Source organism: Pseudomonadota bacterium (assembly GCA_039196715.1).
GTDB lineage: Bacteria > Pseudomonadota > Gammaproteobacteria > CALCKW01 > CALCKW01 > CALCKW01.
Map to the genome: position 1 here is coordinate 1 of JBCCUP010000107.1, position 11,701 is coordinate 11,701.

Annotated in this window: 17 protein-coding genes and 1 pseudogene; 6 read left to right on the forward strand and 12 right to left on the reverse strand. The window is 66.3% G+C overall.

Going from position 1 to position 11,701, the window contains the following annotated elements:
- Window positions 1-238: 238 nt before the first annotated feature.
- From AAGA11_21250 to AAGA11_21265, 4 genes and pseudogenes are all read right to left on the reverse strand, one after another.
- Window positions 239-1,102 (reverse strand): DUF1932 domain-containing protein, encoded by an 864-nt coding sequence (locus tag AAGA11_21250; protein MEM9605401.1) that lies wholly within the window; start codon window positions 1,100-1,102, stop codon window positions 239-241.
- Window positions 1,103-1,183: 81 nt separating this feature from the next.
- Window positions 1,184-1,453 (reverse strand): annotated as a pseudogene (locus AAGA11_21255) (cupin).
- Window positions 1,454-1,547: 94 nt separating this feature from the next.
- Window positions 1,548-1,883, reverse strand: a complete 336-nt coding sequence (locus AAGA11_21260) for a DUF1820 family protein (protein MEM9605402.1) — start codon at window positions 1,881-1,883, stop codon at window positions 1,548-1,550.
- Window positions 1,880-2,725: a pseudouridine synthase gene (locus tag AAGA11_21265; GenBank protein MEM9605403.1), complete on the reverse strand. Its 846-nt coding sequence runs from the start codon at window positions 2,723-2,725 to the stop codon at window positions 1,880-1,882. Before AAGA11_21265 ends, AAGA11_21260 begins: the two co-directional genes overlap by 4 nt.
- 109 nt (window positions 2,726-2,834) lie before the next feature.
- Here AAGA11_21265 and moaB point away from each other — a divergent pair, with 109 nt between their 5' ends.
- On the forward strand, window positions 2,835-3,359 hold the full coding sequence (gene moaB, locus AAGA11_21270) for a molybdenum cofactor biosynthesis protein B (GenBank protein ID MEM9605404.1): 525 nt from the start codon (window positions 2,835-2,837) through the stop codon (window positions 3,357-3,359).
- Window positions 3,360-3,412: 53 nt separating this feature from the next.
- Window positions 3,413-4,861: a S8 family peptidase gene (locus tag AAGA11_21275; GenBank protein ID MEM9605405.1), complete on the forward strand. Its 1,449-nt coding sequence runs from the start codon at window positions 3,413-3,415 to the stop codon at window positions 4,859-4,861.
- A 24-nt stretch (window positions 4,862-4,885) separates the two neighbouring features.
- Here AAGA11_21275 and AAGA11_21280 read toward each other — a convergent pair whose 3' ends face one another.
- Window positions 4,886-5,911: a tRNA pseudouridine(13) synthase TruD gene (locus AAGA11_21280; GenBank protein MEM9605406.1), complete on the reverse strand. Its 1,026-nt coding sequence runs from the start codon at window positions 5,909-5,911 to the stop codon at window positions 4,886-4,888.
- 251 nt (window positions 5,912-6,162) lie between these two features.
- Between AAGA11_21280 and AAGA11_21285 the strand changes: the two genes are divergently transcribed.
- From AAGA11_21285 to AAGA11_21295, 3 genes are read left to right on the forward strand one after another with little or no spacing between them, the layout of a single operon-like run.
- Complete coding sequence (locus AAGA11_21285) at window positions 6,163-6,369, forward strand: DUF465 domain-containing protein (GenBank protein ID MEM9605407.1); 207 nt, start codon at window positions 6,163-6,165, stop codon at window positions 6,367-6,369.
- Between the two features lie 14 nt (window positions 6,370-6,383).
- On the forward strand, window positions 6,384-7,025 hold the full coding sequence (locus AAGA11_21290; protein MEM9605408.1) for an MBL fold metallo-hydrolase: 642 nt from the start codon (window positions 6,384-6,386) through the stop codon (window positions 7,023-7,025).
- Window positions 7,026-7,030: 5 nt separating this feature from the next.
- The gene (locus AAGA11_21295; GenBank protein MEM9605409.1) at window positions 7,031-7,438 is read left to right on the forward strand and encodes an HIT family protein; all 408 of its coding nucleotides are present in this window, start codon (window positions 7,031-7,033) and stop codon (window positions 7,436-7,438) included.
- Here AAGA11_21295 and AAGA11_21300 read toward each other — a convergent pair.
- From AAGA11_21300 to AAGA11_21330, 7 genes are all read right to left on the reverse strand, one after another.
- Window positions 7,428-7,595, reverse strand: coding sequence for a hypothetical protein (locus AAGA11_21300; protein ID MEM9605410.1), 168 nt, complete (start codon window positions 7,593-7,595; stop codon window positions 7,428-7,430). The genes AAGA11_21295 and AAGA11_21300 overlap by 11 nt on opposite strands.
- Window positions 7,592-7,981, reverse strand: coding sequence for a holo-ACP synthase (acpS, locus tag AAGA11_21305; GenBank protein ID MEM9605411.1), 390 nt, complete (start codon window positions 7,979-7,981; stop codon window positions 7,592-7,594). Before acpS ends, AAGA11_21300 begins: the two co-directional genes overlap by 4 nt.
- On the reverse strand, window positions 7,978-8,712 hold the full coding sequence (gene pdxJ, locus AAGA11_21310) for a pyridoxine 5'-phosphate synthase (GenBank protein ID MEM9605412.1): 735 nt from the start codon (window positions 8,710-8,712) through the stop codon (window positions 7,978-7,980). The genes acpS and pdxJ overlap by 4 nt, the downstream gene beginning before the upstream one ends.
- Window positions 8,713-8,768: 56 nt before the next feature.
- Window positions 8,769-9,209 carry a protein YgfX gene (locus tag AAGA11_21315; GenBank protein ID MEM9605413.1) on the reverse strand — a complete coding sequence of 147 codons (441 nt, stop codon included), beginning with the start codon at window positions 9,207-9,209 and terminating at the stop codon, window positions 8,769-8,771.
- On the reverse strand, window positions 9,172-9,432 hold the full coding sequence (locus AAGA11_21320; GenBank protein MEM9605414.1) for a succinate dehydrogenase assembly factor 2: 261 nt from the start codon (window positions 9,430-9,432) through the stop codon (window positions 9,172-9,174). Before AAGA11_21320 ends, AAGA11_21315 begins: the two co-directional genes overlap by 38 nt.
- Window positions 9,433-9,478: 46 nt before the next feature.
- The gene (locus AAGA11_21325; GenBank protein MEM9605415.1) at window positions 9,479-10,225 is read right to left on the reverse strand and encodes a CpsB/CapC family capsule biosynthesis tyrosine phosphatase; all 747 of its coding nucleotides are present in this window, start codon (window positions 10,223-10,225) and stop codon (window positions 9,479-9,481) included.
- A gap of 98 nt (window positions 10,226-10,323) precedes the next feature.
- Entirely contained in the window at window positions 10,324-10,509 is a 186-nt protein-coding gene (locus tag AAGA11_21330; GenBank protein MEM9605416.1) for a hypothetical protein, read from the reverse strand.
- Between the two features lie 99 nt (window positions 10,510-10,608).
- Here AAGA11_21330 and AAGA11_21335 point away from each other — a divergent pair.
- Window positions 10,609-11,701, forward strand: a 1,093-nt coding sequence (locus AAGA11_21335; protein MEM9605417.1) for a VanZ family protein, incomplete at its 3' end; no start/stop codon positions are given.

Here is an 11,701-nt window from a genome sequence, read left to right on the forward strand (position 1 = left end):
AAAGGGCATGGCGTGGCTGAAAACCCGCCAACCTCAAGCCGGATATCCGTCATCCAAGACGGTTTGATCTTGGCTGGCGTGCAACAGCGCACTCGCCAAAAAATCGCCTCACGCGATTCCGAGCCAATCCCTCTCTCGACCGAACTTCAGAGGTGGCGCCAAATACGCCGACATTCCGTAACCGAATCCGTGCGCCATCGCGTCCCGATTTCGCCGCCTACCCGGCCCCGACCCGCAATCACAACGCCTCGAGCACCCGCACGAGGCGCTCCACCAACACGTCCTCGCCGGGCTCGACACCCAGCTGACCCAGACGCGCCTGCCACTGCACCGTCGCCTCCGTCAGGCCGTTCGGCACATCGAGGTCTGCGAGGGTCCGGGCAACTTCGCGCATTTCGGCGGCGCGACGTTCGCCGTGCACGGTCATGCGCTCGAGCGTGTAGCTGCCCTGCTTCTCCCAGGCGACGTCGGGGTTGGACCCGCTCAAGGAACCCAACACGGCGTCCAGCACGCCGGCCTTCTGTGCGGCGAGGAAACACTCGGCAAACAGGGCTTCCGTCCCCTTGATCATGACCGAGCGCAGCATCTTGATCGTCGACGCCTGGCCGACATCCTCGCCGACGACGCGCGGGCGCATGCCCAATGCCGCGAGTGCCTCGGCCGCGACCGCCGCGTGCGGCCCGGACAACAACAAAGGCACCGCATGGCGTTTGGGGTACACCGGGGCCATGACCGCGACATCGACATAGCGCCCAGACGCCGCTTCGATGGCCTCGGCCGCACGCCGTTTGGTGCCCGGCGCACAGGAATTGCAGTCCAGCCAAAGTGCGGCATTCAGATTCTGCTCGGCAGCCTGCCGCGCCGCTGTCTCGGCCTGATCGGCCGTCACCAGGGAAAACGCGAGCTCACCGCCCGCCAGCGCGTCGCCAAGTGTTTCCGCACCGCGCACGCCGTGACCGGCGTAGTCCGCGCGTTTGGCCTCACGCGTCGACGGGTCGCCCGTCTTGACGTCGAACGCTGACACGGCAGCGCCGGCCGCGTGCCAACCGGCCACAAAAGCTTGGGCCGCTTCACCGAATCCGACACTGCACACCGTGGTCATGGGTACCTCCTCTCACCTGCCACAAGCCGCCTGTGGCCAACACCGCCAACACACGCCGGGTGAGGATACCGCCACGTTGCCTCAGCGAATGAACTGATCGATAAAGTCGTTGCCAAGCCCCACGGACGCGTCGTGCGCGCGGCACATGTCGATCTTGGAAAACACGTCCTCGTACCCTTCCATCGTGCGCCACGGGTCGACGAAACGCATGACACCGTTGACCTGGAAGTCGGTGATCATGAGCTCGACGTCGTCCGGCACCACAAGCGTGTGGGTCTCGCCGGGCGATTCAAAGACGTCGCCACCCTCCTCGGCCACCCAGTCGTGCTCGAGGTAGTACCGGCGCCCCTTCTCGTGCTCCGTGTCGCGCACGTCGAGGACCGCGGCGTCGGCGGCGAGGGCGAGCTCACCAAACGCGTCCACTTCGCCGGCCAACACCGCCATGTCAGCCTTCGGGCGCATCTCGCGGTGTGTAGATGGGGCTCGGAAAGGCGGCGATGTTGTCCTTGGTGATCTCGGTGAGGGTCGCCGTGCCGCGTTTTTCGACCTGATCGATGCGCACAATCGCGTGCATCGGCACCCAGGTCTGCTGGACCCCCTGAAAAGCCGCCTTGAGTTTTTCCTCGGCCGGGTCGACGACGAGGCTCGCGGTCTCGCCGAACACGAAGTCTCGCAGCACCACGAAGCCGTACAGCTCGGCCTGAAACACCTCGCGGACATACACGTCCATGAGCTGATTCTGGTTGACGAATTTCACGCGGTACAGGGTGTTCTTGCTCATTTCGGTTGCCGTTGGCGCGCGTTGTGCGCGCGCCGTTTGGGTTGCGTTTGGGCGGTGCGTCGACCCCGTGGCGGTTGCTTCTTCACCAGAGCCAGGGTCTCTGACGGGGTTTGTCCGACGGCGTTCAACAACGTCGACAAGCCCTCTCCCTTGAGTTGCTCGAACTTCCCGCGCGACAACCAGCGCGGCAAGCTGACCGGGCCATACTGGATGCGGGTCAGTCGACTGACCATCACGCCCTGCGATTCCCACAAGCGCCGGACCTCCCGGTTGCGGCCCTCGCGCAAACTGACGTGAAACCACTGGTTAGCGCCCTCACCGCCGGCGGCCACGACGGAATCGAAGGTGGCCATGCCGTCGTCGAGCTCGACACCCTGTCGCAGCGCGTCGAGCACTGCCTCGGACACCTCGCCGTGCACGCGCACCGCGTATTTCCGGGTCAGTTCGGAAGACGGGTGCATCAGGCGATTGGCCAGTTCCCCGTCGTCAGTGAACAGCAACAGCCCGCTGGTGTTGATGTCGAGCCGGCCCACCGCCACCCACCGGTTCTGGTTGAGGCGTGGCAAGGCATCAAACACGGTGGCTCGACCCTGCTCGTCCTGGCGGGTGCTCACCTGGCCGACCGGCTTGTGGTACATCAGCACGCGGGCGGGCGCGCGGCCGCGGTTGACCACCTGGTGGTGGATACCGCGCACGGTGACCCAGTCACGTGCAGCGACCTTGACGCCGAGCTCGGCGCGGCTGAAGTTCACCAGCACCTCGCCATCGCGAATCCACTGCTCGAGGGCTCGACGGGATCCGAACCCACTCGCGGCGAGTAATTTTTGCAGACGTTGCGGCATGCGGTAGGCTCAAGGGCTAACTGGCTATCATAACAACGATTTACCGCCATCAGCCCATTCCCGGACCGCACCGAGGTGGCGCGTGTCCCGTCCGACGAGTTCGCATGCCATGACATCCGACGACCGCCCCTTTCTCGCCTTGAACATCGCCGTGCTCACCGCGTCGGACACCCGCACCGAAGCCGAGGACACCTCGGGATCGCTGTTGGTTGCGCGCCTGAGTGACGCCGGCCACCGCTGTTGTGACCGCCGCGTCGTGCCAGACGACATCTACCGGATCCGCGCCGTGGTGTCCCAGTGGATCGCCGACCCCGACGTCGACGTGGTGCTGACCACCGGCGGCACCGGGGTCACCGGCCGTGATGGCACGCCCGAAGCCGTTGCCCCCCTGCTGGACAAACAGCTCGACGGCTTCGGCGAAGTGTTCCGCATGCTCTCGTACGAGGAAATCGGCAGCTCGACGTTGCAGTCGCGTGCGCTCTCGGGCGTGGCCAACGGCACCTACCTGTTCGTGCTGCCCGGCTCCACCGGGGCCTGCGCAACGGCCTGGGACCGCTTGATCGCGAGCCAGCTGGACAACCGCACCCTGCCGTGCAATTTGCCGATGCTGATTCCCCGACTGAAGGAACGCTGAGCACGCTCCACGCACCGCGCTGAGACGGCACCGGCCTTGCACGGTGTGTGGCCATGGCCACACACACTGCACCGAGCCGCTGGATACGCCGGTTTTCCGACGCGCTGTCGGTTCTGCGCGCCGCCTGCGTGGCGGCCGCGTGCGCGGCTGTCGCGGCCTCGGCCAACGCCGAGGACACCGTGCAACTCATCGTCAACCTCGCCGCCACCGAAGCCCGCGCGGCACGCGGCACGGACACGCTGCGGGTCGTCCGGGTGCCCGCCGCCTCCGCCGAGGCCGTCATGGACACGTTGCGGCAGGCCGACGGCGTCGCACACGTCGAAGTCGACGGCCGCGTGTTCCCAGCGTCTTTCGACGATCCCCGGTTGCCCGAGCAATGGGCGCTGACCGACCGCGACACGAACCCCGCCGGGACCGATCTCGTGCAGGCCTGGCTGCCGAACCGGGCGCAGGTCCGTGTCACCGTCGCCGTGGTCGACACCGGTCTGCTGCTCGACCACCTCGACAGCGCGGACACCTTGCCCGGCTACGACTTCGTCAGCGCCGCGACGACGGCGAACGACGGCAACGGCCGTGACGCCGACCCGAGCGACCCCGGTGACTGGGTGTCGGCCTTCGACATCAGCAACGGCATTGTCGAGCCCGACTGCCCGGTGCAGGCGAGCACCTGGCACGGCACCGGTGTCGCCGGCGTACTCGCTGCAAAACGCAACAACGGCACGGGTATCGCAGGCGCGGCAACCGGCATCGATGTGTTGCCGGTCCGGGTCATGGGCAAGTGCGGTGGGCGCGTATCCGACCTGATCGCCGGCATCCGCTGGGCCGCAGGCCTGGAGGTGTTCGGCGCCCCCGACAACCCGAACCCCGCGCAGATCATCAACCTGAGCCTCGGCATCAATCAGGCCTGTACACCCGCGATGCAGCTGGCCATCGACGACGCGCGGCGTGCCGGTGCCATGGTGATCACCGCGGCAGGCAACGCCAACACGGACATGGACGATATGCCGCAGGCACCGGCCTCGTGCGACGGCGTGTTCACGGTCGCGGCCGCGGCGCGAGACGGATCGAAATCGAGCTACAGCAATTTTGGCAGCGCAGTCGCTCTCGCTGCGCCAGGGGGCGAGCCGAACGACGGGGTGATCACCACCGAAGACAGCGGCGTCCAGGCGCCCGCAGGCGACCATGTCTACGGCCACCGTTTCGGCACGAGTATCGCCACCCCGCACGTGAGCGCGACAGCCGCGATGATGTTGGCGGTCAATCCGCTGCTGAGCAACGATGCCGTGGCGGCAACACTTCAGCAAACCAGCAACGCGTTTCCGCGTGCGTGTGACGGCTGCGGCGCTGGCCTTCTGAACGCGAGTGCCGCCGTGCGGGTCGCCGCCGGTCTGCCGGCGTCGGACGACGGTTCGCCGAACACCCGCAGCGTGCAGGGTGGCGGTGCCACGTTGCTCGGCCTCGGCGTGTGGCTGCTCGCGTGGCGCCAACGGCGGCCCCGCTGACACCACCGTTCGGGCGTACGCGCGTCAGGTGTCGATCAGCGCCGCATCACTGAACATCCCCAACTCGTGCAACACGGCGGTGGCGAATTGACCGGGCCGCAAGCTGAACTCCAGCCAGACGGTGCTGCTGCGCGGGTCGGCGTCGGCCTGCAGATCGTGCGGTCGCAGCCGAAGCGGTCGCCGTTCCGCGCGCAGGCCCGCGCGCTCCAGGCCGTCGAGCAGATCGCCGTGTGCGGTGAGCCGTGCCCGTTCACGCGCCGCATGATCGCTGCCCCGCACCGCCTCACCACGGCCCCACAGCGGCCCCGTCGGGTGGACATCCCAGGTCACGACGCGGTCGACAATTGACGGGTCGACGGCCTCGCACAGAAAGACGCTGCCGCTGCCATCGAGGTTCAGGATGTCGCCTGGCAGCGCCTCGGACCAGTTGCCCGCCGCAACCCGACCCGCGAGGTAGCGGTTGAACACCTCCGCGCGTGCCGCCGACAGCCAATGACGCCGCTGGTCGGGCCGCGCCCGACCGCCCCGGGCAAACCAGCTTCGCGCGCGCGCGAGGTTCGCGCCGCCGCGCCCGAAGCGCTGCGCGCCGAACCAGTTGGGGCACCCCTCGGTCCGCACCTGCTCGCAGCGGTCCATCACCGACGCGAGTTCACCGTCGACGTGGAGGCGGATGCGAAACCGGTTGGCGCTGTGCGCACCCAGGCGCAACTTGCGGTGGTGTGGCACGCGTTCCAACACGCGGACCCCCTCGGGCGCCACCAGCGTGTCCCGGCCAAGCGCGACCGGCACACTGAACCACTGGGTGGTGCGCGCGTGGCGGTCCTTGAGACCGCAGTAGCCGACGTCCCGATCGCGGCAACCGGCCGATTCGGCGAGCCAGCGTGCTACCCAGGCGGTGTTCTGGCCGACTTTCTCGACGTGCAACAGGGTGTGCACTCCAGCGCCGGACGGGGGCTCCTTGAGCGACTCGTTGACTTCGAACTCGTCCGGAGACACCCGGAAACGGCCGGCGACGACAGGGCCGCCATGGGCCCGCGGCAGATCGAGCATGGCGGTCATCCCCTGATGCGGTGCCATTGGCAAACATGCCCAAGTGTGCCCGAGCGACGGCGGACAGGCACCCTCGACGGACGGCGTGCCGCTGCGCGGCGCGCGGCCGAGCCTCGCCCTGCGGATCGGGCTGATACACTATACGGGCTGTGTGTCGGCCCGGGCCGCCGGGTCGGCGGCACCCACGTCACCTGGCAGGTGACCGCCCTGACACGGGCCCCTGGCGAGCGGTATGAGCAAGGTTCGAATCCATGGATGAGAGTGAACGTGAACAGCTGCGGCTTTTGGTTACCGAGTTGCGTCACGAGCACAGCGACCTGGACCTCGTCATCAACACCCTGTCGACCCAACCGGCCACGGATCAATTGCAACTGCGCCGCTTGAAAAAACGCAAGCTCTTGCTCAAGGACCAGATCGAGAAGCTCGAGAGCCAACTCATTCCCGATTTGAACGCCTGACCCCGGAGTACGGCATGCGCCACGAAATCGTCATCGTCACCCCGTTCCAACAGAACTGCACACTGCTCTGGTGCGAGCACACCCTGAAAGGGGCCGTGGTCGACCCGGGCGGCGACCTGCCGATGGTCTACGCCGCGATCGAGCAGGCGGGGATCGAGATCGATGTGGTGCTGCTCACGCATGGCCACATCGATCACGCGGCAGGCGCGCGCGAGTGTGCAGACGCGCTCGCGGTCAACATTGTCGGCCCGCACCGCGACGACGAACCGCTGCTTGCCGAACTCAGCCAACAGGCCTCGATGTTCGGTCTGCCGCCGGTGAAACCGGTCGAGCCGGACCGGTGGCTGGACGAAGGTGACAGCATCACGCTCGGCGAGCTGCGACTGGACGTGCTCCACACCCCCGGACACTCGCCGGGCCACGTGGCGTTCTTCGATCACAATGCCAGCACGGTCCAGAGTGGCGATGTGCTGTTCAACGGTTCGATCGGCCGCACCGACCTGCCCGGCGGCAATCAGCAGCAACTGCTCGACACTATCCGCACGAAGATTCTGCCGCTCGGCGATGACGTCTATTTCATTCCGGGGCACGGACCGAGCGGCACCGTGGGCCACGAGCGTCGAACCAACCCCTTCCTCAGCATGCTCGGTGGCTGACACCGGTGGCGTTCGCCCTCGACCCGCGTATCGCGCGTGACTCGCAGTTGATCGTCAGACACGCCTCGGTCCAGATTCGCCTTCAGAACCACGCACCGCTGCCCTGGTTGGTGCTGGTGCCGGAGTGCGATGCAACGGAGCCCTTCGACCTCGAGCCGGGTCAGTCAGAGGCCTTGCAGGGCTGCGTCAACCGCGTGGCCCGCACCCTGCGCCGCTGCTGCCGACCGGACAAGGTCAACATTGCGAGCATTGGCAACCTTGTGCCTCAGCTGCATGTTCATGTGATCGGTCGCTACGTGTCTGACCCCTACTGGCCCGGCGTGGTCTGGGGTCACCCACTCGAGCCCTACGCGGACAGCGCGGCCGAGGTCGCCCTCTGGCGTCGCCGACTCGACGACGCGCTCAGCGACTGAGGCGGTTGGCCAGCACCCCGGCCAGGACAATCGCGGCCAGCGCCAGGATGAAAAACAGCGCATCCGATGCCACCGCCGCACGCAACGGTCGCCAGATGGCCACGACGGCCAGTGCCGCAATCGAATAGGCGACACGGCGCCGGTTCTCGGGGCTCACGGGCGCGCCTCGGCGACCACGAACGCCACAACAGTGTCGGCCTCATCCGACAAACTGAGGTGCCAGTGGGTAATGCCACGCCGACCGGCTTCCTCCGACGCCCGGCCGCTCAGCTCGAGCAGCGGGCGTCCCTTGTCGCCGCGCGAGACGATGAAATCCTGCATCGCGATGCCGCCGCGGATGGCGGTGCCGAGGGCCTTGGACGCGGCTTCCTTGGCCGCGAAGCGCTTGGCGAGAAACGCCCCGGCCTGGTCGCTGGTGCAGGCCTCCCACGCAGGGCGTTCCCTCGGGTGCAGAATGCGCAACGCAAACCGCCGCGGGTGACGCTGCCACACCGCTGCGATCCGGGAAACGCGCGCGATGTCGACGCCCGTCCCGCAGATCACACTGACGCCCTGGCGGTGAGCATGGCGTGCTTGATGTCGCGTACTGCCACAGTCAGGCCGGTGAACACCGCGTCGGCAATCAACGCATGACCGATGTTGAGTTCGTGGATTTCCGGTATCCGCGCTATCGGTGCGACGTTGTTGCGGTTGAGGCCGTGACCGGCGTTGACAATCAGACCCAGTTCGTCGGCCGCACGCGCGGCGCTGGTCAAACGGGCGAGCTCATCGGCCATTGCGGTGCCGGCCTCGGCGTAGGCACCGGTGTGCAGCTCCACCACCGGCGCACCCACCGCGGCACTGGCCTCGATCTGCGCCGGCTCCGGGTCGATGAACAGTGAGACGCGGATGCCCGCCTCTGCCAGTCGACCGCAGCAGTCGGTCAGGTAGTTGCGGTTGCGCACCACATCCAGCCCGCCCTCGGTGGTGAGCTCCTCTCGCCGTTCCGGCACCAGACACACGTCGACCGGTTCGGTGCGCAAGGCGATCCCGACCATCTCTTCGGTCGCGGCCATCTCGAAATTGAGCTTGGTCTGCGTCAGCTCGGCCATGCGGTCGATGTCGACGTCCTGAATGTGGCGCCGGTCCTCGCGCAGGTGCATGGTGATGCCGTCCGCACCGGCCTGCTCAGCCACCAGGGCTGCGTGCACCGGGCACGGGTAGCGGGTGCCGCGCGCCTGCCGCAGCGTCGCCACGTGGTCGACGTTCACCCCCAGAAAAATCGGACGGCCCATACGCGGTTTCTCTCCTGTGTCACAACCGGCGCCACACGGCGCGTGGGGAGCATCGGTCAGGGTGCGGTGTCGGTCAAGTACGTGGCGCGCAATCGCACCCGCAAGCGACGGTGCGTGTCCGCATCGAGGCTGTCAGCGGCAATCGGCACCCGCCAGTGCGTCCCGGTATCGGGCTCCCGCAAATGCAGGATGACCAACCGCGGGTGCTCGAAGGTGGACGGCAACACGGTGGCGTCGAGCACCGGTGACCGCCAGATGGTGCCCTCCATCGCCCCGTCGGCGCGCCACACCAGCGTCACCGGTCGCCGTATCCAGAACAACGCCGACGCCAGCGACACGAGGAGCAGGCTGAACACCACGGCCGACACCACGCGGTCCGCACCACCGAGCAGCGTGACCACGGCCAGCGCACCGTGCGCGGCGGTCACCAGCGCCCGCATGACCCCGGAGGGACGCGGGTCAAGGTGCAGTGGAAGCGCGGATTGCGTGAACGACACGGTCGCTCTCGGGGTCACCCAGACTGCCGCCACCGAGCAACACGACGGCGAGGTCGGGGTCGTCCATGTCCAGCAAGGCGAGAAAGACGTCCCGCTCGGTTTCGGTCGCCGTGGCGTAGTGTTTGTCCAGCCAGGTGGTCAGGACAATGTCCAGTTCCTTCATGCCGCGCCGGCACCGCCAGCGCAACCGGGACGCGATTGCCGCCGGGTTCAGTTCGTTCACGGTGTGGTCCAGGGTCGTGAGAGGGCGAGGAACGTGGTCAAGCGCATCACACGACCAGGTCGATGGGCTCGGCGGCAAAGAGCGACGCCGCAATGTTCCACGGGTTGTCGTACACCAGATCAGCCACGGCGCTCGAGCCGATCATTTTTTCAACCACCCTGCCGCCCGGCCCGAGTGCGGGCGGTCGGTAGCGCGTGTTGTGCATGTCGGATGCGAGCACGTGCACGAGGCCGTCTCGCACCATCCGGGCACCGGTTTTCTGGGCGCCCGGGCCGAAACCACCGGACATCGAGGCCGCAGTCAATTGAAAGAGGCAGCCGAGGTCTGCAAGTTCCGTGACCCGGTGGTAGGACTGCATGATTTCAAGGTTCCGTTCTGGGTGTGCGATCAGGGGTACGACGCCGCGGGTGACCAGCCACCGGATCACGTTGCGCGACTCAATCGGTACAGCCGCGTGGGGAAACTCGAGCAGCGCCACCGGCCGGCCGTCATAGTGGCCTATCCAGGGCAACTGCTCACGCTCAACCAGGTCGACCGTGTCGACACCGACCCGCACTTCGGCCGCGGCAGCCAAGCGCACACCGCTGGCAGACTCGAGCGTGTATTTGCATTTGGCGAAGGCCGAAACGATCGACGTGCGCGTGTTCGGGTACTGGTCCGGCACCATGTGCGGTGTGGCGACGATGTGCGTGGTGCCCGCTGCAACGGCGGCGCGCACGAGGTCCCGTGCCTCATCGAGGTCTGCCGGACCGTCGTCGATGCCCGGAATGACATGGGCGTGGATATCAATCATCGAGGTTGTCGTGTCGCACAATCACGTGAGGCGCCTGCAGGAACACAACGCCTGAAGAGAGCATAGATGGTACGACCTGTTTCACAGGCCAAGGTTGTCTAGAGCGCTTTGGTCTTGGTTGCACCGCAACGCGCACACGTCAGGCGCGTCACCAGCTTGCCTTGTTTGGGGTCAAATGGCGTACCCGACTCCGTGCGCCACTTGTGGAAGCCGCTCTGGCACAGTGTCAGGCCGTCGGCGCGTTTGCGTCGATCGGGACGCTTGAAAGGCACGATTTTCGCCATGGTCTTTCGGTATCGACGAACTGGATTACACTCTACGGTGCCACAGCTTGCCCGCTTGACGCCATCCCCATCGTCGCCGTACACCCAGCAACGCGCACCATGCCCAAACGCCACACGCTTTCGCTCGCTACGTTGCTGGCGCTATTCGCGCTGCTGACCACAGGCACGTTCATTTTGGGATCCACCGTTTCGCGCTACGAGACCACCACAACCAACCTGTCCGGCGGGTTTCCAGGCCAGGCTTCGCAACACATCCTTATCGAAGACGGCAAGACCGTCGATGCCTTGGAGGGCTTCGTGCTCTCCAGCACAGCGATGACGGTGTCTCGCACCGTGCCAGGAGTGAGCTGGGCAGAGGTGCGCTACCCGTTGCCCTCAGCCAAAGAGACCCGCACGGACGAACTCCTGACGCAAGGTGTCATGTCCAGCACAGACGTAAAGTACGGCGAGGAAAACTGGCATGTCGCCCTGTTTGGCGTGTTTTTCTACGACGCCAAGGGCGAGCGTATCAAGCGTGCCGGTGTCACCGTGCAAGCCCTGGTGGGCAACAACAAACCGGCGTTGCACGAGCGCGCCATGTGGGTGCCCGATTCCGCAGTGGAGTTTGGTGTGCTCCTGCGGTTGTTCAAGACCACGGGCAGCGCCACACTCGGATCTGTCGAAAGCGTGATGGTGCGCCCCTGGGTTCACTTCAAGACGCTGCTGATCGGCCTCGCTGTGGTTTGGGCGTCTTTCTCTCTGGCCGTGGTCTACGCCCTGTTCGAGCGTCGCACGCTGTTGGTAGCAGCGATCCCGCTCGGGGTGATCGCCGCCATACTTGTCGGTGTGTCGCTGCCCGGCCAACACCTGAGATCCGCTTTGCTGCCACTGTACAAGCTGGTGGAGCACGCCCAATTCACTGACGTTGTCTTCGGGGTGGCAAGCGTAGCCAAACTCGGCCATGCGATCGGATTTGCAGCCCTCGCATTTTTCGCACTGGCCATCCGAAGCCGACTGGGAGCCAACCTCGCAGGTATTACCCTGTTCGTGGTTTTACTCGCCGTGGCCACCGAGTCGGGTCAGCTGTTCCTCACGGGCAGAAGCGGCAGATTAGACGACATCATTATCGATCTGCGAGGCGCGGTGGTCGGCGCCATGGTGTTCTTCGCACTCGCTGCGATTGTCCACCCGTTTCGCCGCACGCGCGGTTCAA

Bases quoted from the DNA above. Each gene is read 5' to 3' on its own strand.
- pdxJ (MEM9605412.1), bottom strand. From the start codon at position 8,712: ATGGGCCGTCCGATTTTTCTGGGGGTGAACGTCGACCACGTGGCGACG.
- AAGA11_21265 (MEM9605403.1), bottom strand. From the start codon at position 2,725: ATGCCGCAACGTCTGCAAAAATTACTCGCCGCGAGTGGGTTCGGATCC.
- moaB (MEM9605404.1), top strand. From the start codon at position 2,835: ATGACATCCGACGACCGCCCCTTTCTCGCCTTGAACATCGCCGTGCTC.
- AAGA11_21275 (MEM9605405.1), top strand. From the start codon at position 3,413: ATGGCCACACACACTGCACCGAGCCGCTGGATACGCCGGTTTTCCGAC.
- AAGA11_21290 (MEM9605408.1), top strand. From the start codon at position 6,384: ATGCGCCACGAAATCGTCATCGTCACCCCGTTCCAACAGAACTGCACA.
- AAGA11_21330 (MEM9605416.1), bottom strand. From the start codon at position 10,509: ATGGCGAAAATCGTGCCTTTCAAGCGTCCCGATCGACGCAAACGCGCC.
- AAGA11_21285 (MEM9605407.1), top strand. From the start codon at position 6,163: ATGGATGAGAGTGAACGTGAACAGCTGCGGCTTTTGGTTACCGAGTTG.
- AAGA11_21280 (MEM9605406.1), bottom strand. From the start codon at position 5,911: ATGCTCGATCTGCCGCGGGCCCATGGCGGCCCTGTCGTCGCCGGCCGT.
- AAGA11_21250 (MEM9605401.1), bottom strand. From the start codon at position 1,102: ATGACCACGGTGTGCAGTGTCGGATTCGGTGAAGCGGCCCAAGCTTTT.
- AAGA11_21325 (MEM9605415.1), bottom strand. From the start codon at position 10,225: ATGATTGATATCCACGCCCATGTCATTCCGGGCATCGACGACGGTCCG.
- AAGA11_21260 (MEM9605402.1), bottom strand. From the start codon at position 1,883: ATGAGCAAGAACACCCTGTACCGCGTGAAATTCGTCAACCAGAATCAG.